Source organism: Oikeobacillus pervagus, assembly GCF_030813365.1.
GTDB lineage: Bacteria > Bacillota > Bacilli > Bacillales > DSM-23947 > Oikeobacillus > Oikeobacillus pervagus.
Genome location: NZ_JAUSUC010000021.1, coordinates 1 through 26,482, shown reverse-complemented (window position 1 = coordinate 26,482; position 26,482 = coordinate 1). Strand labels below are relative to the sequence as shown.

Annotated in this window: 25 protein-coding genes and 1 riboswitch; of the genes, 1 reads left to right on the top strand and 24 read right to left on the bottom strand. The window is 38.8% G+C overall.

The annotated features are described in order from the left end of the window. Positions 1-71 precede the first annotated feature (71 nt). From J2S13_RS09480 to J2S13_RS09385, 20 genes are all read right to left on the bottom strand, one after another. Positions 72-1,097, bottom strand: coding sequence for a thiazole biosynthesis adenylyltransferase ThiF (locus J2S13_RS09480; protein WP_307257508.1), 1,026 nt, complete (start codon positions 1,095-1,097; stop codon positions 72-74). After that, positions 1,094-1,861 carry a thiazole synthase gene (locus J2S13_RS09475; RefSeq protein ID WP_307257507.1) on the bottom strand — a complete coding sequence of 256 codons (768 nt, stop codon included), beginning with the start codon at positions 1,859-1,861 and terminating at the stop codon, positions 1,094-1,096. The genes J2S13_RS09480 and J2S13_RS09475 overlap by 4 nt, the downstream gene beginning before the upstream one ends. 4 nt (positions 1,862-1,865) lie before the next feature. After that, positions 1,866-2,060 carry a sulfur carrier protein ThiS gene (gene thiS / locus J2S13_RS09470; RefSeq protein WP_307257542.1) on the bottom strand — a complete coding sequence of 65 codons (195 nt, stop codon included), beginning with the start codon at positions 2,058-2,060 and terminating at the stop codon, positions 1,866-1,868. A gap of 5 nt (positions 2,061-2,065) precedes the next feature. Next, positions 2,066-3,196 carry a glycine oxidase ThiO gene (thiO, locus tag J2S13_RS09465; protein WP_307257506.1) on the bottom strand — a complete coding sequence of 377 codons (1,131 nt, stop codon included), beginning with the start codon at positions 3,194-3,196 and terminating at the stop codon, positions 2,066-2,068. Between the two features lie 4 nt (positions 3,197-3,200). After that, complete coding sequence (locus J2S13_RS09460) at positions 3,201-3,806, bottom strand: thiamine phosphate synthase (protein WP_307257505.1); 606 nt, start codon at positions 3,804-3,806, stop codon at positions 3,201-3,203. Positions 3,807-3,879: 73 nt separating this feature from the next. Continuing rightward, positions 3,880-3,989, bottom strand: a riboswitch (TPP riboswitch). A 60-nt stretch (positions 3,990-4,049) separates the two neighbouring features. Then, positions 4,050-4,478 (bottom strand): hemerythrin domain-containing protein, encoded by a 429-nt coding sequence (locus J2S13_RS09455; RefSeq protein ID WP_307257504.1) that lies wholly within the window; start codon positions 4,476-4,478, stop codon positions 4,050-4,052. 86 nt (positions 4,479-4,564) lie between these two features. After that, the gene (narI, locus tag J2S13_RS09450) at positions 4,565-5,269 is read right to left on the bottom strand and encodes a respiratory nitrate reductase subunit gamma (RefSeq protein ID WP_307257503.1); all 705 of its coding nucleotides are present in this window, start codon (positions 5,267-5,269) and stop codon (positions 4,565-4,567) included. 27 nt (positions 5,270-5,296) lie between these two features. Further along, the gene (gene narJ / locus J2S13_RS09445; RefSeq protein WP_307257502.1) at positions 5,297-5,827 is read right to left on the bottom strand and encodes a nitrate reductase molybdenum cofactor assembly chaperone; all 531 of its coding nucleotides are present in this window, start codon (positions 5,825-5,827) and stop codon (positions 5,297-5,299) included. Then, positions 5,802-7,352, bottom strand: a complete 1,551-nt coding sequence (gene narH, locus J2S13_RS09440; RefSeq protein ID WP_307257501.1) for a nitrate reductase subunit beta — start codon at positions 7,350-7,352, stop codon at positions 5,802-5,804. The genes narJ and narH overlap by 26 nt, the downstream gene beginning before the upstream one ends. Next, entirely contained in the window at positions 7,342-11,025 is a 3,684-nt protein-coding gene (locus tag J2S13_RS09435; RefSeq protein ID WP_307257500.1) for a nitrate reductase subunit alpha, read from the bottom strand. The genes narH and J2S13_RS09435 overlap by 11 nt, the downstream gene beginning before the upstream one ends. A gap of 133 nt (positions 11,026-11,158) precedes the next feature. After that, complete coding sequence (locus tag J2S13_RS09430; protein ID WP_307257499.1) at positions 11,159-12,658, bottom strand: nitrate/nitrite transporter; 1,500 nt, start codon at positions 12,656-12,658, stop codon at positions 11,159-11,161. Between the two features lie 117 nt (positions 12,659-12,775). Then, positions 12,776-15,124 (bottom strand): nitric-oxide reductase large subunit, encoded by a 2,349-nt coding sequence (locus J2S13_RS09425; RefSeq protein WP_307257498.1) that lies wholly within the window; start codon positions 15,122-15,124, stop codon positions 12,776-12,778. Positions 15,125-15,365: 241 nt separating this feature from the next. Beyond that, the gene (locus J2S13_RS09420) at positions 15,366-16,106 is read right to left on the bottom strand and encodes a 2-phosphosulfolactate phosphatase (protein ID WP_307257497.1); all 741 of its coding nucleotides are present in this window, start codon (positions 16,104-16,106) and stop codon (positions 15,366-15,368) included. Positions 16,107-16,116: 10 nt separating this feature from the next. Then, positions 16,117-17,175, bottom strand: coding sequence for a phosphotransferase family protein (locus tag J2S13_RS09415; protein ID WP_307257496.1), 1,059 nt, complete (start codon positions 17,173-17,175; stop codon positions 16,117-16,119). Positions 17,176-17,291: 116 nt separating this feature from the next. Continuing rightward, the gene (locus tag J2S13_RS09410; protein WP_307257495.1) at positions 17,292-17,861 is read right to left on the bottom strand and encodes a TetR/AcrR family transcriptional regulator; all 570 of its coding nucleotides are present in this window, start codon (positions 17,859-17,861) and stop codon (positions 17,292-17,294) included. Positions 17,862-18,002: 141 nt separating this feature from the next. Then, the gene (locus J2S13_RS09405; protein WP_307257541.1) at positions 18,003-18,782 is read right to left on the bottom strand and encodes an SDR family oxidoreductase; all 780 of its coding nucleotides are present in this window, start codon (positions 18,780-18,782) and stop codon (positions 18,003-18,005) included. Between the two features lie 35 nt (positions 18,783-18,817). Next, positions 18,818-20,044: an acyl-CoA dehydrogenase gene (locus J2S13_RS09400; protein WP_307257494.1), complete on the bottom strand. Its 1,227-nt coding sequence runs from the start codon at positions 20,042-20,044 to the stop codon at positions 18,818-18,820. Positions 20,045-20,392: 348 nt separating this feature from the next. Beyond that, complete coding sequence (locus J2S13_RS09395; RefSeq protein ID WP_307257493.1) at positions 20,393-20,524, bottom strand: YuzL family protein; 132 nt, start codon at positions 20,522-20,524, stop codon at positions 20,393-20,395. Between the two features lie 53 nt (positions 20,525-20,577). Further along, entirely contained in the window at positions 20,578-21,264 is a 687-nt protein-coding gene (locus J2S13_RS09390; protein WP_307257492.1) for an LrgB family protein, read from the bottom strand. After that, entirely contained in the window at positions 21,239-21,631 is a 393-nt protein-coding gene (locus J2S13_RS09385; RefSeq protein WP_307257491.1) for a CidA/LrgA family protein, read from the bottom strand. Before J2S13_RS09385 ends, J2S13_RS09390 begins: the two co-directional genes overlap by 26 nt. 252 nt (positions 21,632-21,883) lie before the next feature. On the opposite strand from J2S13_RS09385, the gene J2S13_RS09380 reads away from it, so the two are divergent. Then, positions 21,884-22,129: a YkuS family protein gene (locus J2S13_RS09380; protein ID WP_307257490.1), complete on the top strand. Its 246-nt coding sequence runs from the start codon at positions 21,884-21,886 to the stop codon at positions 22,127-22,129. 49 nt (positions 22,130-22,178) lie between these two features. On the opposite strand, the gene J2S13_RS09375 is transcribed toward J2S13_RS09380, so the two are convergent. From J2S13_RS09375 to J2S13_RS09360, 4 genes are all read right to left on the bottom strand, one after another. Continuing rightward, positions 22,179-23,795 (bottom strand): long-chain fatty acid--CoA ligase, encoded by a 1,617-nt coding sequence (locus J2S13_RS09375; protein ID WP_307257489.1) that lies wholly within the window; start codon positions 23,793-23,795, stop codon positions 22,179-22,181. Positions 23,796-23,921: 126 nt separating this feature from the next. Then, positions 23,922-24,983, bottom strand: coding sequence for a CaiB/BaiF CoA transferase family protein (locus tag J2S13_RS09370; RefSeq protein ID WP_307257488.1), 1,062 nt, complete (start codon positions 24,981-24,983; stop codon positions 23,922-23,924). 129 nt (positions 24,984-25,112) lie between these two features. Next, positions 25,113-25,496: a MaoC/PaaZ C-terminal domain-containing protein gene (locus J2S13_RS09365; RefSeq protein ID WP_307257487.1), complete on the bottom strand. Its 384-nt coding sequence runs from the start codon at positions 25,494-25,496 to the stop codon at positions 25,113-25,115. 17 nt (positions 25,497-25,513) lie between these two features. After that, positions 25,514-25,951: an FAS1-like dehydratase domain-containing protein gene (locus tag J2S13_RS09360; RefSeq protein ID WP_307257486.1), complete on the bottom strand. Its 438-nt coding sequence runs from the start codon at positions 25,949-25,951 to the stop codon at positions 25,514-25,516. Positions 25,952-26,482 lie beyond the last annotated feature (531 nt).

The following is a 26,482-nucleotide window of genomic DNA, read 5'->3' as shown; positions in this document are numbered from 1 at the left end:
TCATCAAAAATACTATATATAGTGATCTACACAAAACAAACATTTACAGGGATCGCTTATTTTCAAATCATTTAAGTGAAAATTTCATAATAAATTTTTTTAGCATCGGCAAGATTTTTGCATCCATGGATGAACACTCTACTATCCTTAAATACGACGATTCGATGTGATTGATAGGAGAATGAGAGAAGATAAGGATTAACCCTCACTTGATGGTTGCTCGCTTGTAATCTTGATGATAATTCCTGCAAAGTATAAGAAAATGGTGTACTTGGTCGAATTTGCACTGAATTTCGTCCACATAGGATGGCAAATTTAGTTTCATTTTCATATTGCAAGTATGGATAGATTTTATTCTCACCACATGAAGGGCAATCTGCTTTTTTTAATGAAGCAACATTTAATTGACTCCATTCATTTTTCCATAAATCAAAAGAAAGTAGCGTCTTTCTAATCGCTTCCTCATGTTCAGTCAGAATTTTCAATGCCTCCGCTGTTTGAAAAGAAGCAACGATTTGAACAGCTGGACTAATGATTCCGGCTGTATCACATGTGGCCCCTCCGAGCGGAATCTGTTCGAGTAAACAATGAAGACAGGGGGTTTTATTTGGGATGATCACAAATGAAACCCCATAGCTCCCAACACATGCTCCGTATACCCATGGAACTTGAAATTTTTGTGAAATATCATTGATCAATAACCGAATATCAAAATTATCTGTCGCATCCATGATCACATCGATTTTTTCATTCTGTAATAAGGATTCAAACTGTTCCCGATCCATATCTGCTAAAATGGCCTCGATCTCTACCTCTGAATTCACTTCTTGAAGTCTTCTTTTTGCGGCAATAACTTTAGGAAGTGCTTCTTCGGCATCCTTTTCTGTATAAAGCTGTTGACGTTGAAGATTGGAATACTCTACATAATCCCGATCGACCAGCGTTATTTTTCCAATTCCAGCGCGCACAAGCATTTCGGCACTGGCCGTTCCAAGTGCCCCTGCCCCAATTAATAATACATGCTTACGGCGAATTTTCTCCTGTCCTGTTTTTCCGATAGGTGTAAATAATTGTTGCCGTGAATACCGATCGTTCAAATGATGCTCATTCCTTCTTGTGGACTTGAAGCGCTCGCATACCGTTTCTTTGGAATTCTTCCTGATTCATAACCTAGTCGACCTGCGATAACCGCATATTTCATTGCTTCGGCCATTTGAACTGGATGATTAGCACCTGAAACAGCACTATTTAATAGCACCCCTTCAGCCCCAAGTTCCATTGCTAACGAAGCATCACTTGGTGAACCAATTCCAGCATCGACAATGACAGGTACTTTCGCTTGCTCAATGATCAAGCTTAAATTTAATGGATTCAAAATCCCTTGACCTGTGCCAATTGGGGAGGCACCTGGCATGATTGCATGACAACCTAAATCCTGTAATTTTCTTGCTAATACGACGTCATCTGAAGTATATGGCAGGACGATGAATCCTTCATCTAACAGCCATTTGGTTGCACGCAATGTTTCAATTGGATCTGGAAGTAGGGTTTGATCACAACCAATGACCTCCACCTTCACCATATCACATAGGCCTGATGCTTTTGCCAGTTTAGCAATTCTCACAGCCTCTTCCGCTGTTTTCGCCCCTGCTGTATTCGGTAGTAATTTATATTTGGTTACATCAATTTTTTCCAAAAAATTCGGTTGTTGCGGTTCAAAGATATTCATTCTTCTCACAGCAAATGTTAAGATTTCAGTTTCTGACTTCATCACTGCCTGTTTTTGAATATCAAAGTTTTCAAATTTTCCAGTACCTAATAATAAACGAGATTGAAAAGAATAGGGTCCAATTTTTAACATATTATCATCCTCCTCCTACAAAATGAACGATCTCAATCCGATCTCCATCAGCAATAGGGGTTTTCGCATGATCACCCTTTTGGAGAATCGTTTGATTGACTTCTACAATTGAAAATTCTTTTTTCAATTGTAAATGAGTGATCACGTCCTCTATTGTTTGAATTTCACTTGAAAATGTCATTTCATTCCCATTAATCATGACCTTCAATTGATTTCACCTCCAACGAATGACCGATCGAGTGAAAACGGCTTTAATCGTTCACTCGCTTCCCTGTTTCCAGTAATATAGTCTGAAAAGAGCTTTCCGGTTATAGGTGTAAGTAAAATTCCATTTCGATAATGGCCTGTGCAAATATATAGATTTTCTAATTCAGGATGTTCGCCCATATACGGCATTCCATCACCTGTTTGTGGGCGAATTCCTGCCCATGCTCTTTCAAATGTACTTTCTTTTATTTTAGGTAACATCGCTGTTGCCTGAATAATTAATGAATGTAGACCTGCCACTGACACATGATGTTGATCACAATGGGGAGTAGAGGTTGCGCCAATTAACAAACGATTCTCTGATTTTGGAACGATATAACATCCATTTACATTGAAAAGCGTTTTACGAATTAATGGTTGGTCGCAAATAACAGAGTAACATTCACCCTTCACTGGAATCATCGGAATGGACCTACCCGTTTTTTTTAGCAATTGATTGGACCATGCCCCACTAGCAATGATTGTTTGATGTCCAAAGAGTTCGTGATGATTGGTTTTGACGCCTACGACTTTTTCATTTTGGATGATCATATCAATGGCTTCTGTTCGCTCATAAATTGAAACAGACATTTTTTTACAAGCTGTTGCAAGTGCCTTAGAAAGTTTTGGCGCTGAAACTTGACCGTCTTCAGGGATGTAGATGCCGGCCTCTACTTCTTCTGAAAGATTTGTTTCCATTTGAAGTAAATCATCCCTTTCACACCAAGTGATATGGGGATTCCGACTCGACAAAAATTGGTATTGGCGATGGATTGCCTCAAGGTCTTTGGATGAACTAGCCATTTTTAATAACCCCTCTTGTACTAGTTCAATATCAATTCCTGTTAACTCTTTTAGCTCAGCTTGTAGATTTGGGTACATTTGACGGCTTTTTTGTGCTAAAGGAAATAATGGGTGCTCTTCATCAAATTCATTTTGTGACCCAAGCATTCCTCCTGCAGCACTGGAAGCCTCCTGACCGAGCTCTCCTCTTTCCACAATGGCAATTCGATGTCCTTTTTTGGCTAAATGATAAGCGATGGAACAACCGATTACCCCGCCACCAATCACTAATATGTCATACATCATCATTTCATTCCCCTTTTCTTCCATAGAGCTGATATTGGCGAATCTTTGACTTCCAATTTGGCTCATTGAAAATACCCGACATAATGGCAATCCCACAAGCATTCGTCCGGATTACCCTTTCGACGTTTTGTGGGGTAATTCCCCCGATCGCAATGACAGGTGTATGTACATGTTGTACAATTTCCCGGAGTGATTCCACACCCCTAGCCGCAACGTTCTTTTTTGATGCGGTTGGGAAAATATGTCCAAAGAACATATAGTCTACATGATCTTCTTCCGCCTGAATTGCACTTGATAGAGAATGAATCGAGCGCCCAACGATAAGATGGGGGTAGGCTTTTTTGATTGCCGTTGCATGGCGACTATTTTCAGGCAAATGGACTCCAGCCAAACCGTAATTTACTGCGATTTCATAATGAGTGTTGATCACTAATTTCTCTTTACAAACTCCAGATTTAATCAAATATTGAACAAGTTTCATAAGCTCTTGTTCAGTAAGGCGCTTTTCCCTTATTTGAATCAAATCAACCTCTGATTGAATATCTAAAATAATCTGAACGAGACGATCAAATGGAAGGCAATCATTTGTGATTGCATGGATTTTATACAAGTGCATTCCCCCTAATTGCACGAAAAAAACCACCTTCCAACATTAGGAAAGTGGTGAAAAGGCGAGCAAAATAAGCTCTCAATTTCCACTTCCCTCCGCTGGCATCAACCAGATCAGGTTCTAAGAGTTTTAAAGTTACACTTTAATCTCAGCCTTTAAGGAAAGGCACCCCTAGTGGTCATTCATTCAATGATTAATTTCGATTTAATCTTATCACTTTTCTTCATCTTGTCAATGATGAATTCATGAATTCTCCTCCATTTTAAACACAAATCGTTCTTCATCCCGACTATGTAGCTTGTTTATGAGTAGTAATGCTTTAAATCGATCTAATATGTTTTCCGTTACTTTGTTTTTCTTTAATTCCTCACGAATTTCACGTGCGAAGGTCCGAATGATATCATGATCTCTTGTTAACATAATAATTTTATCGTGAAGTTTTGGGTTATTTTTTGTGACTTCTAAGTAAAAGCCTTCTTCTTCAGAATCTGCATGACCAATCACCCTCTGTTCCCAATGTTCAACTAACGCATCTGCTACTTCAAGTGCCTCTTTTTCTTTATGATCTTTTACCAAATTGAGTAATAAATCAGTTAAACTTTTCGCCTCCGAATATGCACCATCATGGATGGAACGATGTGCATGGAGTTGCCGTAATGATGGTCCCGACAATATGTTCACTTCCTTTCTCTCTACTATTGTTGCCGAAAAAAATAAAAGAAAGACACTATCCATCATCATAGTGTCTCAAGTCTTAGTTAATTTTTCCGTTGCATTTCAGCTGGATTCATTTTTCGATACACGATGTATTTTCGCTTTAAGTATTCAAGTGGCAAACTAAACAGATGAACGAGCCTTGTAAATGGCCAAACAGCAAACAAAAGAAAGGCCAAAAAGGTATGCAAGCGAAAGCCAAAAGGAGCATTGGCAATCAGTTCAGGTTTTGGGCGAAAAGTTAAAATCCCCCTGAACCACGGGCCAAGTGAGTCACGATAATCAAACGTACCACCAGATGTGGTGAAACCAACAGTATTGGTAAATCCAGCAAGAACGACCATCCCGAGAAGGACAAGACTGACAAAATCACTAGGTGAACTATTGACTAAAATCCGTTTAACCGACACCCTTCTCACAAATAACAAAAATCCTCCAATGACTGTCATCACTCCTGCTACACCACCAAACCAGACTGCACCAAAGTGGTAAGCTTCCTCTGAAATTCCAATCCTTTCAAACCATAGTTTTGGAATTAAAATTCCACCAACATGACCAAAGAAGACAAAGACGATTCCCCAATGGAAAAGAATACTCCCCCATTTCAGACGATCCTTTTCTAAAAATTCGCTCGATTTGGCTGACCACCCAAATTGGTCTGTATTATAACGATATATATGTCCAAGAACGAAAACAGCTAAGGCGATATAGGGAAAGATCACCCATAGAAAATAATCAAGGTAGCTCAATAACATCCCACCCTTCAAGTATTGTATTTAAGACACTTTTTCCTCCGACTTCAAACTTTCAATCGTTTCGATACAAGCCATTAATAAATCGCTATATGGACTGCCGATCGCTTGAAGTTCCAATTGCAATTGTCGAATTGCTCGAAAATGTAACTTTAATAATTTCCCTGCCGCTTTTTCCGGTGCAATCGCTGCAAATTCTAATACAAGTGGCAAATAATCTGGAAGTTCATCCGAGTATAAATCGACACCCGATTCCAAATACTGCCGTCTTAATTGAACAAGTGCGGGTCCGCGATCACATTGGTCTTGAAAGACAGAAAACGTTAAGTATAAAGTCGTTTTATCGTGAAAATCAAATGTATATACATAATTTTCACATAGTTTTTCATATAATGTAGAATGCAAATATCGGAAAAAATTTAACAATGGTTGTCGAATTTTAAGTGATTTCCATTGTTCAATCTCCCTTTCAATTTCCCCAAGGTTTCGCCACTCTTCATCTGGATATTGGAGGAACTTTGATACGAGACTAAATACCTTCTGTCTTTGATTCATCCATATCCCTCCAATATTGTTCTCCGTAATAGAAAAGTGGATCTTGTTGGTCATAGCTCCCTACTGCACAAGCATCACAACTTTCCATAAATTCATACCCGACACTTCCTTGACCTTTAAACATATCGCCAGCCCTTTCACGATGAGCACTAGGAATGACATAACGATCTGAATATTTAGCAATCGCTGATAGCTCATACATATCACGAGCGATCTCTTCCGTCATATCGGCCGCTTCTAAAACGCTGTGGTCAATAGGTTTTCCTAAATTCACTTGCCTCATATACGTGCGCATCGCCACAAGTTTACGAAGAACCTTTTTAATCACGACTGTATCCCCAGCTGTAAATAAATTAGCTAAATATTCAATTGGGATTCGGAACTGTTCAATCGTTGGGAAAATGACTTTTGGATCAATTGAATCTGCTTGACCACCGAAAGCATTCATGAAAGGACTTAATGGTGGTACATACCAAACCATTGGCAGTGTACGGTATTCAGGATGAAGAGGAAGTGCAATTTTTTGTTCTACAGCTAATTTATACACAGGTGAGCGCTGTGCTGCTTCGATCCAATCATCTGCTATTCCTTGTTTCTTCGCCTCTCTGATAATATCCGGATCATGCGGATCTAAAAACATTCCAAGCTGAGCCTCATAAAGATCTTGGTCATTTTCTAACGATGCAATCGTCGACACTTTCTCTGCATCATATAAGACGAGGCCGATATACCGAATACGTCCCACACATGTTTCCGAACAAACAGTCGGCATTCCTGCTTCTATTCTCGGAAAACAAAATGTACATTTTTCTGCTTTATGGGTTTTCCAATTAAAGTATACTTTTTTATACGGGCAACCCGTCATACAAAAACGCCAACTTCTACAGGCATTTTGATCTACTAGGACAATCCCATCTTCATCACGCTTATAAATCGCACCTGAAGGACAGGAAGCCAAACAAGAAGGATTGATACAATGTTCGCAAATCCTCGGCAGATACATCATAAAGGCTTGTTCGAACTCAAACTTCACTTGTTCTTCTAACCCGTCTCGATTCGGATCGCGCTGTCCTGTTTTATAAACTCCTGCTAAATCATCTTCCCAGTTTGGCCCCCATTTAAGATCCATGTATTCCCCAGTCAACTGAGATTTCGGTCGAGCTACGGGTTGATGTTCACTTTCAGGGCTCTTGATTAAATGCTCATAGTCATATGTCCACGGTTCATAATACTCATCTATCGTCGTTAAATTAGGATTATAAAAAATATTCAATAGTTTGCTTGCGCGTCCACCTGCTCTTAACTCCAGCTTCCCACCGCGCATTTCCCAGCCACCTTTTTTTTCTTCCTGGTTCTCCCACTCTTTTGGATATCCAACACCCGGCCTTGTCTCTACATTATTCCACCACATATATTCTGCACCTGGACGATTTGTCCAGGTGTTTTTACAAGTGACACTACAGGTATGACACCCAATACATTTATCTAAATTCATGACCATCCCATATTGTGCTTTAATTTTCAAGCCAATTCACCTCATTCCGCTCAACCTTCCGAATGACCACTTGCTCATCTCGCTGATTTCCTGTTGGTCCATAGTAATTAAATCCGAAGCTCAACTGTGCATATCCCCCTATTAATTGGGTAGGTTTCATATGAATCCTCGTTGGACTATTAAATGTTCCCCCCCGCTGTTTCGTTATGGGTGATCCTGGAACATTGATGACACGATCTTGTACGTGATACATAAAAGCGACACCTCTTGGAAGTCTGTGGCTCACAACAGCCCTAGCAATAACTACTCCATTACGGTTGTACATTTCAATCCAGTCATTATCTTCAATTCCAACTGTTTCTGCATCTTGATTATTTAACCACACATGAGGTCCACCTCTGAATAACGTTAACATCGGGAGAGTATCTCCATATGTACTATGAAACGACCATTTAAAATGCGGGGTTAAATATTTTAATGTAATCTCCTGTTTCCCGCTTGCTGGACGGCGATCGTGCTCGTAAAAAGCAAGTTTTTTTAGGGGGGCTTTAAATGTTGGGAGTTCCTCGCCAAACTCTAACATGAGATCATGGTCCAAATAAAAATGTTGACGTCCCGTTAAGGTACGAAATGGAATCATTCGTTCAATATTCGTTGTGAACGGGGAGTAACGTCGATTCCCTGTCTCTGAACCACTAAAAACGGGAGAAGAGATTACTTTTTGTGGCTGTGCGGTAATCTCTGCAAATGAAATATGTTCCTCAGCCCGTTCACTCGCTAAATCTGTTAAGGACTGACCAGATTTCCTTTCTAATGCCTTCCAAGCTTTCATCGCTAATTGTCCATTGGTTGTACTGGAAAGCGTTAAAATCGTTTCTGCTGCATTACGATCTGTATAAAGACTAGGACAATCCTTGTAATTTTTTGTTTGAGTGGCCGTTCCGAGCATTGCCTTTAATTTTTCATACTCTTTTTTTGCCTCCCAGCCAATCCCCTTCGCTCCTATCGACTCTTTCACATTCGGTCCTAATGAGATGAATTTTTCATACACCTTTGATAAATCACGTTCAACGATATGAATTCTTGGCATATTGATTCCTGGTTTCGGTTCATCCTTCCCGTTTTTCCAATCAGGAACTCTCCCGTATGCCTGGCTGATTTCATCACGAGAATCATGTAGTAATGGTGTTGCGACCACATCTTTTACAGGAGAGGAAATATTATGCTTTACCATTTCCGAAAAACGTTTCGCTAAATTTTTAAATGTGTCCCAATCAGACTTCGCTTCCCAAGGAGGAGTGATTGCCGGATTAAATGGATGGACAAATGGATGCATATCAGTACTTGAAAGATCATATTTCTCATACCATGTGGCCGCAGGTAAAACTATATCCGAGTACAATCCCGTCCCACTCATTCGAAAATCCATATTGACTAATAAATCCAATTTTCCTTCGGGGATTTCATTCACCCAACTAATTTCTTCCGTTGAACGTTCACTATTTTGTTCACTTAGGTTGCCATGATGGGTTCCTAACATATGCTTTAAAAAATATTCATGTCCTTTTGCAGAACTTCCAATTAAATTAGCACGCCAAACGAATAAAACTTTCGGAAAATTCCTTGAATCCTCAGGGTTTTCAATGGCAAATTTTAAATGACCATCCTTTAATTGATCCACGATGTATTGGATCACTTCATCATTTGTTTTCTTTCCGCTTTTTTCGGCTAATTTCAATGAATTCTCATTAAATTGCGGATAGGATGGCATCCAACCAAGACGTGCAGCCAACACATTATAATCTCCTGGATGAGTGTATCGGCCTTTCTCAATAAGAGGAGATGTTAATTCTTCCATTCGCTGATCCTCATAGCGCCATTGTTCTGTTACAAAATAGAAAAAAGAGGTTCCATTTTGTAATCTAGGTGGTCCTCCCCAGTCCCTTGCCATTGCGATCGTTTGCCAGCCTTCTAATGGACGTACCTTCTCTTGACCGACATAATGGGCCCAACCTCCCCCATTTCTACCTTGTGATCCCGTTAATAATACCAAGTTTAAGATCGCTCGATAAATCACATCTGAATGATACCAATGATTAATTCCAGACCCCATAATAATCATCGACCGACCATTGGAATCAATCGCATTTTGGGCAAATTCTCTCGCTATTTGGGCACAAAGATGACGATTGATTCCTGTTAATTTTTCCTGCCAAGCTGGTGTATATGGAACAGGATCGTGATAATCAGTCGGATAATCCCCTGATAATCCTCTATCCACCCCACAATTTGCCATCATTAAATCAAACACGGTCGTCACATAAACCGTTTCTCCTTTTTGATCTATTCGCTTTACTGGTACCCCTCTTTTTAAAATCTCCTTCTTTTCATCCCCAAAATGGGGAAATCCAGCCAACACCACTTCATCTTCTTCACCTAAAAAACTTAGAAGTGGATCAATTTCACCTAAACCGTTTCCATGGTCTTGTAGATGTAAATTCCATTGTTGTGTATCTTCCCAGCGATGACCAATACTTCCGTTAGGTACTGCAAATTTTCCTGACTTTTGATCAAAAACAACGGTTTTCCATTCAGCTTCTGATAGAGACATTCCAAGGTCACTCGCTCTTAAAAATTTATCAGCTACGAAATATTGATCCCTTTCCTTTAATGTGATCAGAAAAGGTAGATCTGTGTACTTTTTCACATAATCATTAAAAAAATCCACTTGTTGATCGACATAAAATTCTTTTAAAATCACATGAGTCATCGCCATCGCTAAAGCCGCGTCCATTCCAGCCTCTACAGGGAGCCAATTGTCAGCAAATTTTACGTACTCGGCATAATCAGGGGCAACTGCGACTACTTTAGTTCCACGGTATCTAGCTTCTACCATGAAGTGGGAATCTGGTGTTCTTGTCTGAGGTAAGTTAGACCCCCAAACTAGTAAATAGCTAGAATTGTACCAATCAGAACTTTCCGGTACATCTGTTTGTTCGCCCCAAACTTGTGGGGAAGCTGGTGGTAAATCAGCATACCAATCATAAAAACTTAATAAACTTCCGCCAAATAAATTTAAAAATCGGCTGCCCGCAGCATAACTGATCATCGACATAGCTGGGATTGGTGAAAAGCCAAAAATACGATCTGGACCATATTCCTGAATAGTATAAATAAGTGATGCGGAAATGAGGGTATACATTTCATCCCAAGAGGATCGGACAAAGCCACCTTTTCCTCGTGTTTTTTTAAATTGCTTTTGTCTTTCTTCATCCTCGACGATCCATTTCCAAGCTTTAACCGGATCTTTTGTCTCATTAAGGGCTTCCCTCCATAAATGAAGCAACGTTCCTCGAATATATGGATATCTAACCCTTAATGGGCTATACGTATACCAAGAGAATGTAGCGCCCCGTGGGCATCCTCGTGGCTCATACTCTGGCATATCTGGTCCTGTTGTCGGATAATCTGTTTGCTGGGTTTCCCATGTAATAATCCCGTCTTTCACATGGACTTTCCAACTACATGAACCTGTACAATTGACTCCGTGTGTCGTTCGCACCACTTTATCATGTTGCCAGCGTCTGCGATAAATTTTCTCCATTTCCCGATTTTCAGGTGAAATGATACTATGGTCTGTCTCATCCACTGTCTTTCCGAAAAAAGAGAACTTTTTCCAAAATGGAGATAAGTTTTTACCCATCCTTTTCCTCTCCTTTTCTTTGTTTCCACTATGTATGGTTTTTACTAATCATGACGGCTTTATTCTTAAATATGGTAAATATTTTTTGTACGGGAATGATCAAAAAATTAGACTTACAATTTCTCCTGCTTGCTTACACGTCTGATCGGGACAAATCATTAAACATTCCAGCATAATATTTCACCTCTCCCGCCTCATTTTTAATAGCGCTAATCGTTAACAATTCTAAATACGTCTCTCCATTTTTTCGTTTATTCCAAATTTCCCCTTGCCAAAATCCTTTTTCCATAATATTTTTCCACATATGATCATAAAAGCTTTTATGATGTTTTCCTGATCTTAGGACCCCAGGAGTCTTCCCTATGACCTCTTCCTCTGTATATCCGGTTACAGCTGTAAATGCTGGATTAATTCTAGTGATTTTTCCTTTTGGATCCGTCAGTATTAGCCCAGCAGCTGTATTATTCAACACATTATCTGCTACAAATAGCCGTTCTTTGTAATACATCCAGATGACAAGAATTAGGCTTGCTAAGGAGAATTCGGACAAAGCCATAAATCCAATCGCATAATGGCCTGTCCAATCAAATAAAATCGTAAGGACAATGGGTGGAAAAAAACCACCAAGACCCCCCATGGCCGCGACAATCCCATTGACAATTCCTGCTTGTTTCGAGAAATACATCGGGACAAGCTTAAAGACCGCTCCATTTCCAATCCCTGAACATATAGCCACTGCCAAACAACCAATCGTGTAAATAGTAAGGGAAGGAGTAAATGATAATAAAAATCCAGAAAATGTTAGACCGAAAAACACGAGCATCAAAATGAAAAAGGCATTGATTTTATCCCCAAGCCAACCCCCAACAGGACGGAGAATTGTAGCGATTGCGATAAACCCCGCTGTTCTCATCCCTGCATCTACTTTGTCTAGTTCAAAATGATTGACGAGAAAATTCGGTAAATAAATGGTAAACGCAACAAATGCACCGAATGTTATAAAATAAAACAAACAAAGAAACCATAAAGTAGAGTTACGGTAAACGCCTTTGATCTGTTCCATTAATGGAGTGTTCACCTTAGGCTCTTTACGATCTCCAAATAAAAAATTAAATAATGCAAAGGCCACTAGTAAAATTAAAAAAAGATTGACAGTGATTCTCCATCCATATAAATTAGCAACGACTGGTGCCGCAAAAGATATGATCGCCGTTCCAATATTTCCCGCTCCATAAATCCCATTCACAAATCCATGCTTTTCTTTCGGATAATATTTAGGTAATGAAGTGACTCCAACCGAAAAAACCGCCCCTCCAACCCCAATTAATAATCCACCTATCATTAAATCTGCCATTGAATTCGCTTTACTCACATAATAAACTGGAAATAACAAGACGATGAAACTAATGAAAAATAGAATTCTAGCTCCAAAGCGGTTCGTCCAATAGCCAATTGGGACCCGTAATAAAGATCCAAGAATCACGGGAGCTGCTGTTATTAAAGCAATATCCCCCGAATTTAAATGAATATCATTCGAAATAAACGGCATTAAAGACGATAAAATCACCCAAACCATAAATCCAACAACTAAACTGCTTGTTTGTAAGAGTAACTGTAAACCTGGCCGATTCACTTAATCCCCCTCCTGCGATATTTTTTATGTATACATTTCCCTTTAAACGTTCCTTCATTCAAAAAAAGGACAAAAAAACTCCAGTTGAAAACTCAATTTCAACTGGAGAATGAATGGTTATTCTTCGTCTTTTGTCAAATCTTTTACAGGTAGCTCTTCGTTTTCTTTATGTGTCGGTTTTCTTAAGTTAAATAACACTTTCACACAAAAGTAGACGAATGGAACTATTCCTAGTAAAAAGATGGTGTCTGGTACTGAACGAAGGAGTAATAAATGTTGCACGATATCTTGTTGCAAAAATTCAGGACTTCTAGATGCCCAGTACCCGTTTTTAAATCCTTCTTTCAATTGTAGGTAACCGATTGGTAAAAGTGATACAAAGACCATTCCAGCCAACCCGATATTTAATAACCAGCAGCTAATCTTTAATAATTTATCGTTCCAAGCTTCAGGCTTTACAATATTTCTTAAGGAGAACAAAACAACGGCGATCGCAAACATTCCGTATACGCCCATCATTGATCCATGTCCGTGTGCTGGAGTTAAAAATTGTCCATGTTCAAAATAACTTACTGCAGGCAAGTTGATTAAGAATCCTAAGACACCTGCTCCAACTAGATTCCAAATAGCGGTCGAAATTAAGAACCAGAAAGTAGATTTATAAGGGAAATGAACACCGCCGTCGCGCATCATCTTGTATTGTTCATAGGCTTCTAAAATCAATAATGTTAATGGAATAACCTCTAAAGCAGAGAACACAGCCCCTAAACCAATCCAAGCTTCTGCCGATCCATTATAGTAATAATGGTGTCCAATTCCAAGTACACCACTTCCAAGTAATAAGGTAAGTTGGAAGTATAAAGAACGAACGGTTGATCTCTTTGTGACTAAATTCATTTGTACGAGTAGGAAACCGATGACAACAACAGCAAATACTTCAAAAATTCCTTCTACCCATAAGTGAATGATCCACCAGCGCCAGAAATCGGCCATTGTAATGTTTGTTCCAGGGTTAAATAGAAAAGCAAAACAATAGAATGCTGGTACGGCAATGGCTGAATAGAAGAGTAGATGGACCAATCCACCTTTATCAGTTTCTTTTTTTAGACTGCGCTTAATTCCTCTAAATACGATGAACAACCAAATCCCCATTCCAGCTGCCAAAATAAACTGCCAAACACGCCCAAGTTCAAGATATTCCATTCCTTGGTGACCGAATAGGAACCACATATTTCCAAGATATCCGTTAGCACCTAACCATTGACCAACAAGGCTTCCACCTACTAAAAAGACTAATGCCCAGAATAAGATATCTACAAGCAACCCTTGTTTTTTCGGTTCTTTTCCACCAACAAGTGGAGCGATAAAGATTCCCATCCCTAACCAAGAAGTGGCGATCCAAAAGATGGCTAATTGCAAATGATAACCTTTCGCAATGCTAAATGGTAATAAGTCTGCGATCCATTGGATTCCGAAAAAGCTATCAGGCTCAATATAGTAGTGTGCAAGTAAAGCACCTAGAAGTGATTGCACAAGGAAAAGGATGGCAATGACCGCAAAGTATTTCCCTGTTTTCACTTGCGAAATCGTCACAGGCTGGTTATTTAAATTAAAGGATGGAAACTGTCCATTCGAATAGGCTTCCTCCATCCCCAAGCGATAACGATTAAAAAAGTATAAAATGACTCCAATAAAGAAGATTAATAGAGTTACACTAGCCCCACTCCACCATACTGCTGAAAATGACATCGAATTTCCGGCATCCTCAAAATATGGCCAGTTGTTTGTATACGTAATATCATCATTCGGTCGTTTGGTACTAGAAAGCCATGCAGTCCAGAAAATAAAATCTGAAACCTGTTTTAGTTGGTCTTGATTATCTACCCAGCTTCGATTATTTTTTGGCATGTCTTTCTCATCGATTAAGCCGGCTTTTAATCCCCAACCATCACCATTTGTGAAAATGTCGCGATAATATTTTTGAACTTCTTTATATCCATTCACTTGTGCATCTGTTAGTACGAGTTGGTCCATTTTCTTATCATAGCGGTTCTTTTTCATTTCTTTGATAACCACTTTACGGATGATTGTTTTTTCATCATCTGATAGTTTACGAAAGTCTTTGTGATATTTTGCTTGTGCTTTAAAATCTTGCATTCCTTCTGTATAGATTTTTAATGATTCGGCTGTATAATCAGGGCCCATATAAGATCCGTGACCCAGCACAGTACCGTAATCCATGAGGGCATATTTTTGGAAAACGGCTTGCCCTCCTTGAATCGATTTCTTCGTCATTAACACTTCACCATTTTCAGTTTGAACTTCTAATGGCCGAGGTGCCAACTCTTTAAATATCCAATATCCCCCTAATAATAAGACGGAAAAACTAACAATGAGTGTGAAGACCAGAACTCCTTTTAAGAAGCTGTTCTTCGATTTGTTATGTTTTGTTTGATTCCCGTTCATGCCCTATGCTCCTCCTTTCATTCTGACTACATATTTAAAATAAAACAAAAGGAAGAGCCAGTAGGTGAGCCATATCACATAAGCCGTAAATATTTTAAAATCATTCAAAAGTACGATGATGTTTCCTATATTTCCTATTTACCAAAAACGCTTTCTATGTGAAAGAAAGCAATCGGATCACTTACACTGAAATGAAAAAGGATGTCTCAAAAGTAAAATCTCTTGAGACATCCTTCTTGCTTCATCTCTGTAGATGGCTATCCTTTAATACCATCTTTCCATCTTGCCAAATCGGGACGATATCATACACACTTTTTTTTGATACGAAAGTGATTTCATGTCCAAAATCATATTCGACTAGCATGTTTCCGATTTTCGAATTCCGTAAAATTTCATAGCCATCATTTTCATACTGCTTATAAAATAAATGGGCTGCTAAGGCAGAATCGGTCAAATCAGCTTGTAATTTTTCTAGTAAACAATGAATCATATAACCTACACCATAGAAATCCTCTATACAAAATTGCCCACGGGAACCTGAACATATAAGTACAATGGTTTCATTTTGATGCTTTTGAACTAGCATTTCACTTACTGCTTGACAATTTAATAATGATGCAATGTACATCTTCTTCGCCGTCTGTGATTTACGAATGGCCACTGTTCCATTCGTTGTAGATAGAAATACGGTCTTTCCTTGAACTTGATTTCGCAGAAGACTTGGATATGGTGCAATAAACCCTTCGATTGTTTCCCCTTCTTTTTCTCCGGCCAATATGATGCTGTCTGTTGAAAAAGCACGGGATTGTTCTAATGCTTCTTCCCAATTAAACACAGGGATGACTTCATTTGCTCCCTCTTGTAATACAGCTGTGATCGTGGAAGTAGCAAGCAATACATCGAAAACAACGGCAATATTTCCTGACAATTTTTTCGAATCCAAATCTTCCTTTTTCATGACGACTTGTATTTTTGTTGACAATTAAAACACCTCAAAACTTTTCATGAGCCATATGCAAGGAATGTTGAATTAACATTTTGACAAATGAACCAAATCGGGCAAAACGTTCATCATTTGTTTGTCCTTTTTTATATCTGGCATATATTTGCTGACAAATGACAGCCAATTTAAAATAGGCAAACGTAACATAAAAATGAATGTTCGAGACATCCCGGCCGCTCTTTTTACTATACGATTCTATGAATTCTTTTCTCGTATAAAATCCATCATATACCGTTACAGGCGGTTTGCCAAACCCCATTTTTAAAACTTCTGGATCATTCTTCTCTATCCAATAGCTCATGGCTGCCCCAACATCTGCTAAGGGATCGCCAATGGTTGTCATCTCCCAATCAAAAAGACCTATCATTTTCGATAAATCTTCTGAAAAGAGAGCATTGTTTAATTTATAATCATAATGTATGATGGTTGGTCTCGGAGAAAGTGGAATATGCATGAGCAACCATTTTTTCAAAAGCTCTACTTCAGGGATGTCGTCGGTCTTGGCTTTATCATATCGTTTTAACCACCCGTGAACTTGCCTTTCCAAAAATCCGTCTGGTTTACTCATCTTCTCTAAAGCGCTTCCTTTGTATGGAATTTCATGCAGTTCTACTAACGTATTGACCATTATTTCAGATATTTGCTTCCCTAGTAATGGGGTGGGAGTAATTCCTTCTGGAAAAGATGTATCAACTAACACCCCATGTTTTCTTTCCATGATAATAAATGGTTTTCCGATAATCGTTTCATCTTCACAATAGCAATAAGGAGTTGGGGCGATGGGTAGAACTTCAGAAATCGTCTTCAAAATACGATATTCCCTTTCCATATCATGTGCTTTTGGGGCAACAGGTCCCATCGGTGGACGACGAAGGACCACCTCAAAGTCTCCTATGGAAATTGAATAGGTAAGATTGGACGCACCTGTGCCAAACTGTTGAATGATTAACGGTTCATTAGGTAAATCTTCTATTGTTTGATGCAAGTAGGCTTGTAACCTTTCTATATTTAATTCTTCCCCTTTACGCACAGGGATCATATGTGCCATTTGACCACACCTTTCCGTCATTTCGCTAGTAGATGTTTCCTTCCTGTCCTACTAACTGGATAGTATTTGATAATATCCCTGAGGCAAACCAAAGCAAGACCGTACAATACGATCAATTATTCTTTCTTCTCGATCCCTTCGAGTAACATTTTGTAAAAAATTTTAGCCACCTCTACATCTGGGATGGGTCCTTCAGGTTTAAACCAAAAATAACTCCAATTGGCCATGCCTAAAATGCCGAACGTCACAATATTAGGGGGTAAATCAGAACGAAATTCCCCTTTCTTGATTCCTTCTTCCACGACAAGTTGAATATTTTCTTTAAATTGATCACGTTTCTCCATGATTTGATTTAAGTGCTCATTTGTTAAATGTCGCATTTCACGGAAAAATACTTTTGCTCGCAGACCTTCTTTTTCAATATCATTGAGTAATTTAAAAATAATTTCATGTAATTTTTCTTGATAGGATGTTTCTTCATCATGGATAATTTTTTCCTGACTATCCAAAAGACGATTAATATATTGATATTGAATATCCATCAGTACTTCTTCTTTACTTTTATAATAATAATAAAAAGTTCCTTTTGTTACGTTTAGAACATCCATGATATCTTGAATCGATGTTTCTTTAAATCCCTTATTCGCAAAAAGTTCGATGCTCTGTTCCATAATAGCGCCTTTCATTTCAAAACCCTCTCAGTTCTTTTTTTAAGAAAATTATACCATACGAACGAGAGTGATATTCTCATGAATGGCAAAATGATTATCACCATTACTTCCCCTATTTCGTGTGTTCATCCTGTTTAGAACTTTTTAAGTACATTTCTATATTGAAGCATGTGTCCCCCCGTCGATGATGATCGTATCCCCAGTCATATAATCGGATGCCTTTGACGCAAGGAAAACAGCTGCCCCTTTTAAATCATTCTCATTGCCGAGTCTTTTTAGAGGAGTTAGACCTAAAAAGAAGTCCCTGCCATTCTCAATTAATACTTCTGACATCTTTGTCGGGAAAAAGCCCGGTGCGATCGCATTAACTTGTATATTATACTGCCCCCATTTAACAGCTAAATCTTTTGTTAGGGTCAATACTGCCCCTTTGCTTGTATTATAGCCAATCGTATCCATATAATTGGGATCCGTCCCTCCAAGTCCTGCAATCGATGCCATATTAATAATTTTCCCTGACTTTTGCTTCATCATTTGCTTTCCAACAGCTTGTGACATTAGAAATGTACCCGTGACATTGACATTTATGACTTTATTCCATGCTTCTAATGGCATCTCTTCAGCCGGTGCTCCCCATGTGGCCCCACTATTATTCACTAAAATATCAATGCTTCCAAACATTCGAACCGTTTGTGTGACAACCTCTTGCACATCTTCCTGACAACTAATATCACATTTTAAAGCTAGTGTCTTAGTCCCTAATGTGGATCGTAGTTCTTCCGCCACTTCTTCACAATTCTCAACTCGACGGGAACATAAAACGATGTTCGCTCCTGCCTCTGCAAGAGCCTTTGCTATTTGTTTCCCTAAGCCACGTCCCCCGCCTGACACAACCGCTGTTTTGTTAGTAAGATCAAATAATTCTTTTACATGCATTTCTCCAATTCCCCTTTCCTCTCCCTTAAATGAACTCATACCATCGCTCGTCTTTTCTGGTGTTCACGCAATTCAAGCTTTCCAATTTGAGCTTTATGCACTTCATCTGGACCATCTGCCAATCGCAAAGTACGAGCATTCGCCCAGTGAGAAGCTAAAGTTGTATCATTACTGACACCCGCTGCACCATATGCTTGGATGGCACGATCTAACACACGCAATGCCATCGTTGGGGCAACCGCTTTGATCATGGCAATTTCTTTTTTCGCCACTTTATTTCCAACTGTATCCATCATATAGGCAGCCTTGAGAGTTAACAGTCTTGCTTGTTCAATTTCAATTCGTGATTCAGCGATCCATTCAAGGATTACCCCCTGTTCCGCTAGTGGTTTTCCGAAAGCCACTCGATCTTGAACACGCTCACAAAGGTCATCTAACGCCCGTTCTGCTGCACCGATCAATCTCATGCAATGATGAATCCTTCCAGGTCCAAGTCGGCCTTGAGCAATAGCGAAACCTTTCCCTTCGCCCCAAATGATATTTTCAGCTGGCACCCGAACATGATCATATTGAATCTCAGCATGACCATGTGGAGCATGATCATATCCAAATACAGGTAACATTCTGACGATCTTAACTCCTGGTGTATCAAGGGGAACAAGAATCATTGATTGTTGGACATGTCGCTCTGCATTTGGATCCGTTTTTCCCATTACAATCGCTATTTTACATCTGGGATCCCCCGCACCTGATGACCACCATTTTGTGCCATTAATGATATACTCATCGCCATCTCGTATAATACTAGCCTCAATATTGGTCGCATCTGAACTTGCGACATTTGGCTCTGTCATCGAAAAGCAAGAACGAATCTCTCCTGAAAGTAACGGCTCTAACCATTGTTGTTTCTGACTCTCGCTACCATAACGAACTAAAACCTCCATATTTCCTGTATCTGGAGCATTACAGTTAAATACTTCCGGGGCAATCATGCTTCTTCCCATAATTTCACACAATGGGGCATATTCTAGATTGGTGAGCCCAGCACCATATTCACTTTCTGGCAAAAATAAGTTCCAGAGTCCAGCCTTCTTTGCCTTTTCCTTCAATTCTTCCATAATGGGTGGAACAGCGGACCACCGTGATGGTTGTTCATTCAATTGTCCTTCATATTTGCCTTCATTCGGGTAAATATGTTCATCCATAAATTCTTTCAATTTTAATTGAAGTGCTTTCACTTTGTCTGAATAAGAAAAATCCATTTCGAACTACCCCCTTTTTAAATTTAACTAACCGGTTGGTATGTTCCTATCATAAACTTTGTTAAGTAATTAATCAATACCGTTTTTGAATTTTCTAAATATTTTAAGTACTGTAAAAGAATTTCAGGATTTATTGATGAGCGATTTTGAATGACTTTTAGGATTTATCATCAACTTTTGCCTTATATGATCGGGTTTCAGGTATTTATCATCGACTTTTGCCATATATCGATTTTTCGACAAAATCTACCCTCTCGCATCAGGATATGCACCATTTTTCACAATAAAAAGACTATCCTAAAATCGGTGAAAACTGATTTTAGGATAGTCCCTATCATGGTCTTGATTTTACATTCTATTTTGCTTTTTTTGAGAAGACGAACGGCTTTTATGACCTGTTTCTTGTTCCGTTGTTCCTTGTCCTTCTACTTGTGAAGAATTTAAGCCAATTGTTGTCGGATCTTTTTTTCTTTTGCCCATATGAGATCACCTCAAACTTACTATGGCTTATTTTTACCCTTTTATTCATTGGTTCAAAACATCAATGGAAATAGCCAAGGTAAGATGAAGGATGTAATAATGGCCGCAAACCCCATCGCTGCTCCTGATACAGCTCCTTGAAGAGGGCCTTCCATGGCAATTTGCGCTGTTCCAAACCCATGGGCGACGGTTCCTGTCGCTAATCCGCGGGCAAATGGATCTGTAATTCTTGATATATTCATGATCCATGGCCCTAACATCGCACCGAAAAGACCGGTTACCATTACAAAAGCTGCTGCAAGAGCTGGGTCTCCACCGATTAATTTTGTCGCTTCAATCGCGACCGGGGTTGTGACCGATTTGGTGGCAACGGAAGCTGCAATCATATCTGATAATTGAAAGACTTTGACAAATATTAATGCAGAAACAATGGTCGAAATGGTCCCTAGCAATAAACCCGTTACAGCTGGAAACATTTTTTTCATAATTACTTCCTTATTATGATAAATAGGAACAGCCAATGCGACTGTGGCAGGACCTAATAAAAAGGTCATAATATCTTTTGCTGGTGTATATTCCTCAAAAGTGATGCCAGACTTGATTAAAATGAATATAATAATGGCCGTACTAATAAATACAGGTGATGTTAATGGAGAAGGAAATCTTTTCGAAAGGAATAGCGAAAAAATATAGACCGCGATCGTCACGATGATACTATAAGGTGTGATGATGTTTTCCATGAACCATTTCCTCCTTTCCTTTTGCTGAAAATTGGGTGACCCCACCTGTTACACAAAGTCCGATAATGGAACTGCCAAACAATATAACGGCTAATGCCACTCCATTTTTTAAGAAAAAATCACCATAGTTCATTAACCCAACCGCAATAGGAATATAGAAAAAAGACAAATGCTTATTTAAAAATTGGGCACCTTCCTCGATCCATTGGATTTTGATCACCCCTGTGAGTAAAAAAATAAATAGCAACAACATCCCTAATACATTCCCAGGTAACGGTAAATGAAACCGCTCGGCGATGATCATCCCAAGCTTATTAATCAGACATAAACCTATAATTTGCAAAATAAAAAAAACTATTTTTTTCATGGTTACCACCCCTTTAGACTATCTAGCAACAGTCTTTAATAAACATTAGGCTTCGACCACCTACCTCTATTAAAGAACATTTCCTGATCATACATGGTGATGGAAATTTAAAATATAGTGTATATTTAATCACATTATCACAAGATAGGAAAGTTCTAATCGGAATTTCATTCGGAAATCGAAATATTTTCTCTTTATTTTTTCGGATAAAAACCAATAATATGTAGAAAATATTCTCAGGAGGTGTTACATATGGCAAAGGTAGGAGTAGAACAATCATTACAAAATGTTGCTCAAGTGTTAAAGGAAAAAGGGCATGATGTCGTGGAATTAAAAAGTGCGTCTGATGTGAACGGATGTGACTGTTTTGTCGTAACTGGAATGGATTCCAATTTCATGGGGATCCATGATACAAGTTCAGCGAATTCTATTATCGACGCAAGCGGTAGAAATGCTGATGAAGTCTGTCAAGAAGTGGAAAGTAGATTGAATTCTTAACGCAAAAACGGGGATCGTCCCAATGGACATCCCCGTTCAGTCATATATATTACGGCTTAACAAAGAAATCTTTCAACTGTTCTCTTAATTCCCGCTTTAAAAATTTGCCCACAGATGTTTTCGGAATTTCATCCATAAAGATGATTTCATCCGGTAACCACCATTTTGCAAACTGAGGCTTTAAATAATCGATGATTTCCTCTTTCGTGATCTTCTGTTTATAGGCATCTTTTAATACAATGCACGCAACTGGTCTTTCTTGCCACTTCTCATGAGGGACCGCAATTACGGCCGCTTCAAAAATTGCCTCATGTGACATAAGCGCATTTTCTAAATTAACGGAAGAAATCCATTCTCCCCCACTCTTAATTAAATCTTTTGTTCGATCTGTTATTTGAATATACCCGTGTTCATCTTGAACTGCAATGTCCCCTGTATATAACCAGCCATCCTTAAAGGTATTCTTTGAACGATCATCGCGATAATAGGAGTCCGCAATCCATGGCCCTCGTATGATTAATTCCCCCATTGTCTTGCTATCACGAGGGACATCTCCATCTTCATTTACAACCCTGACCTCAAGACCAGGCACCACCAACCCTTGAGTAGCAATAATATCGATTGCCTGGTCCTTTTCCTTTTCAGCTCGAGTGGTTGTTAGTTTTGATAGACTGACAAGTGGACTTGTTTCCGTCATTCCGTATCCTTGATAAAATGGAATTTGATGTTTTTCAATAAAAGCACGTATCATTCCTTTTGGTGCAGCCGATCCACCTGAAACAAGACCTCGAATGGAGCTTACATCCCGCGGATTTTCTTCTAACTCTTTTAATAAACCTAACCAGATCGTTGGGACACCAGCTGTTACAGTCACTTTTTCCTCTTCGATTAATTGGGCGATGACAGCTGGTGATAATCCTGGTCCCGGATATACTTGTGTTGCACCGAACCACGTCCCTGCATAAGGCATTCCCCAAGCATTTACATGAAACATTGGGACTACAGGCATGATGACATCCTCTTCACGAATTCCAAATGAATCCGCCAATCCTAATGATAATGTATGAAGAACAAGACTTCGGTGCGTATAGATCACTCCTTTTGGCATGCCCGTCGTTGCGGATGTGTAGCACATACCTGCAGGTGTGTTTTCATCTAAATCGTGAAGGAAAGGCATTGTTGGATCCCCAACATCTAATAAAGCTTCATAGGAAAAAGCATTTGGTAGGGTTGTGTTAGGAACTTCTTTCTGATCACTCATAATAACATAGCATTCAACCGTTTCTAATTGTTCCTGGATTCTTTCAATTAAAGGGAGTAAATCTTCATCCACTAATAATATTTTATCTTCAGCATGATTGATCACATATACTAAATGTTCAGGTGACAATCGAATATTCACCATATGAAGTAAAGCACCGCGGCATGGGACCGCAAAGTAGGCTTCTAAATGGCGGTGATGATTCCATGCGAACGTCCCAACCTTATCTCCTTTTTGCATACCTAACTTCTCTAAAGCGCTTGCTAATCTTCTTGTTCTTTCAGCAATTTCCTTATAGGTGAAACGTTGAATCCCTCCAAGAGTACGTGAAATGACTTGTTTTCCTGGAAAATATTGCTCAGCTCTCTCAATCATAGAAGATAATAATAGTGGCGTATTCATCATAAGGACCAGTCCTCCCAATTTTGTTTTTTTATCATTGACTAAGTCAACCCATTACTTATTCATATCCATTTGGTAAAAAGCGTTCTGATAGAATGAATGTCCAAAGTTCCATATTCAAATTTTCATTTATTGATTAGTTGATAGATTTTGTACTGAGTGTTCGTTTAGTGCTGGGGGCTTTCTTAATTCTGCTGAACGATTGGTCGTCATCACTTGAAGTTCATCCCATGGTGAAGACCTGATCAAATTTCTCTCCTTTATATACGGGTGGTCAATGACTTCATTCATTTCTAATACTGGAGCCATACAACAATCGACTTTTTTACTAAATTCTGACCATTCAGTCAATCTTTTAGAAAGAAAAAGCTCTTTGACATTTTTATAAATGGGGTTAAGTGGATCTGCTTTTGAAACATGATGAGGGATCCATTCTTCATGACCTACTGCTTGACAAAACTGCTGCCAGAATTTCAATTCAAGGGCAGCTAAACTGATGAAACGTCCATCCTTTGTTTCATATAGATGGTAGCAAATGAGAGAGCCATCCAAGCTAGGAATCCCCCTTCCTTCCTTATATAAAACATGTGTTGTCATTAATGAAACAATAGAGTCAGCCAAAGCTAAATCAATATACTTCCCTTCACCCGTTCTTTCTCTTTGAACTAATGCACTTAATATCGCTTCTGAAGCCATCATTCCCCCAATTAAGTCAGCAAATGTAATCGATGGATGAACAGGTTTGCCATTTTCATCTTTCAATTGGGATAAGGCACCACCCAAAGCCATATAATTTAAATCATGACTTCCTAGCGTACTCAATGGTCCTTGTTGGCCAAACCCTGTTAATGAGCAATAGATGATGTCTTCTTTCAATGTACGAACTTGGTCATAGCCTAAACCAAGTTTCGCCATCACACCAGGTCGAAAGCTCTCCATGATCACATCCGCTTTCTTGATCAGTTCACATACTTGTTCCACTTGTTGTTTATCTTTCAAGTTAAAGCTAAGACTTTTTTTATTACGATTATTTGCCTCATATACTTTTCCACCACTTAAATATCTGGCAGGATCACCATTGGGTCCTTCGATTTTAATGACGTCTGCCCCAAGATCTGCTAACCGTAAAGAGGCATATGGACCAGGTAAGTACTGAGTAAAATCGAGTATGACAATATTCGCTAGCATCATGTATACTAACCTCCATTAATATGAAGTACTTGATCATTTGTAAATTTTACAGCGGGGAGCTAAATAAAAGATGCCAGATCTTCCTTCCTCGTTATATAGCCCTCTATTACTCATAAGTTTATTGTTCCCTTACATATGGGATAATCGAAATGACCCTTTTAATTTCACTTCATCTTGTTCGTTTTTGATGATGATTTCACCGGTTTTAAATACTTCCCCATTTTCAATCAATGGATCATTTAATTTACCTTCTACAATCAGTTTCTCGCCGGGAAATGTCATCGCTTGGAATCTCACTTTAAATTGCTTTAACTGCTTTTGTAAACCCCATTTTCCCAATGCTTCTCCAGCTATTCCCATGATTAACATACCATGAGCAATCACATCCTTAAATCCTGCTTTTTGAGCAATGGGAACAACGGTATGAATGGGATTAAAATCTCCGCTAGCCCCTGCATATTTCACCAATTGAGTATGGGTGATTTCCTCTTTCCTTACAGGCTGTAAAATCAAAAACTTCCCCTCCCTATCTATTTTGTTTCGATGATGGTTGAGCGGGCGACTAGCACCTTCTCCCCAACTCTGGCATATTCGGTTTCTATGACAAACATCCTCATATTCTTTTTTTCAATTTGTTTCAACACTTTTGCTGTAACATCCAATGGATCCCCTGCATAAATTTGTGCAAAATATTGATATTCTTGTTCTCCATGCAACACCTTTAATGGATTTAACTTTAATGCCTTCATTAAAGTCTCAAAATCCAACCCACCCCAAAAATCAACGACAGTTGCAAAAGTTGGTGGAATAGGGATCCCTTTATAACCTGCCTTGTTCGCTTCTTCCTCCTCGTAATAAATAGGAAGAGAATCCCCAATCGATTGGACAAATTCTTTGATTTTGCCTTTTTCTACGGTAAATGAATAAGACAGAATGGGTTGGATGGCTTTTTCTGCATCCGTTTTCAAAAACATCACCTCTTACAAATATTTTTGTTGAAATTGGAGCCTTCCTCCCAATGAATGACCTTCTTCTCCCAATGACTGAATGTGTTCATTTAAATTTATCAGAAAGAGTAGCCAACTACTTCCCTATCTCCAAAACCAAAAGGAATGCCTTCACTTTCTAGATGAATAGATAAACTAATCAGAATTTTCAGTTATATTATATTTTACCTATCCTTTGCATCGATTAGTAAATGAGATAAGCATGGGAAATCCAGTATGAAAGGTTCATACCTTGTTAGTATCATCATTCAATGTTGTGAACTCTTGGGATAAAAGGATCATTTGGGGTGAAGAAGGGGATGAATCTCCTAAGCAAATAAGTTCGACATGAACATTTAAATTCCTTTTAGCTAATTTATCTTTTTATATATTAATTTAATTTTTCCTTTTATTATTTACTCAACTTTCGCAGAGTGAAATCGACAAATAACCCTTGATATAACTAGGAAGGCCAGAGATCCACTGCTTAAGTTGACTTTGAATTAAATTTTT

What these genes read in the sequence shown, in the direction of transcription:
- J2S13_RS09380 (WP_307257490.1), top strand. Translation starts at nt 21,884, where the DNA reads ATGGCAAAGGTAGGAGTAGAACAATCATTACAAAATGTTGCTCAAGTG.
- thiO (WP_307257506.1), bottom strand. Translation starts at nt 3,196, where the DNA reads ATGATGTATGACATATTAGTGATTGGTGGCGGGGTAATCGGTTGTTCC.
- J2S13_RS09395 (WP_307257493.1), bottom strand. Translation starts at nt 20,524, where the DNA reads ATGGGCAAAAGAAAAAAAGATCCGACAACAATTGGCTTAAATTCTTCA.
- J2S13_RS09375 (WP_307257489.1), bottom strand. Translation starts at nt 23,795, where the DNA reads ATGATGAATACGCCACTATTATTATCTTCTATGATTGAGAGAGCTGAG.
- narJ (WP_307257502.1), bottom strand. Translation starts at nt 5,827, where the DNA reads ATGAATCAAAGACAGAAGGTATTTAGTCTCGTATCAAAGTTCCTCCAA.
- J2S13_RS09410 (WP_307257495.1), bottom strand. Translation starts at nt 17,861, where the DNA reads ATGAAAGGCGCTATTATGGAACAGAGCATCGAACTTTTTGCGAATAAG.
- J2S13_RS09475 (WP_307257507.1), bottom strand. Translation starts at nt 1,861, where the DNA reads ATGTTAAAAATTGGACCCTATTCTTTTCAATCTCGTTTATTATTAGGT.
- J2S13_RS09370 (WP_307257488.1), bottom strand. Translation starts at nt 24,983, where the DNA reads ATGATGCTAGCGAATATTGTCATACTCGATTTTACTCAGTACTTACCT.
- J2S13_RS09385 (WP_307257491.1), bottom strand. Translation starts at nt 21,631, where the DNA reads ATGAAAAAAATAGTTTTTTTTATTTTGCAAATTATAGGTTTATGTCTG.
- J2S13_RS09435 (WP_307257500.1), bottom strand. Translation starts at nt 11,025, where the DNA reads ATGGGTAAAAACTTATCTCCATTTTGGAAAAAGTTCTCTTTTTTCGGA.
- J2S13_RS09415 (WP_307257496.1), bottom strand. Translation starts at nt 17,175, where the DNA reads ATGGCACATATGATCCCTGTGCGTAAAGGGGAAGAATTAAATATAGAA.
- J2S13_RS09425 (WP_307257498.1), bottom strand. Translation starts at nt 15,124, where the DNA reads ATGAACGGGAATCAAACAAAACATAACAAATCGAAGAACAGCTTCTTA.
- J2S13_RS09405 (WP_307257541.1), bottom strand. Translation starts at nt 18,782, where the DNA reads ATGCATGTAAAAGAATTATTTGATCTTACTAACAAAACAGCGGTTGTG.
- J2S13_RS09400 (WP_307257494.1), bottom strand. Translation starts at nt 20,044, where the DNA reads ATGGATTTTTCTTATTCAGACAAAGTGAAAGCACTTCAATTAAAATTG.
- thiS (WP_307257542.1), bottom strand. Translation starts at nt 2,060, where the DNA reads ATGATTAATGGGAATGAAATGACATTTTCAAGTGAAATTCAAACAATA.
- J2S13_RS09390 (WP_307257492.1), bottom strand. Translation starts at nt 21,264, where the DNA reads ATGGAAAACATCATCACACCTTATAGTATCATCGTGACGATCGCGGTC.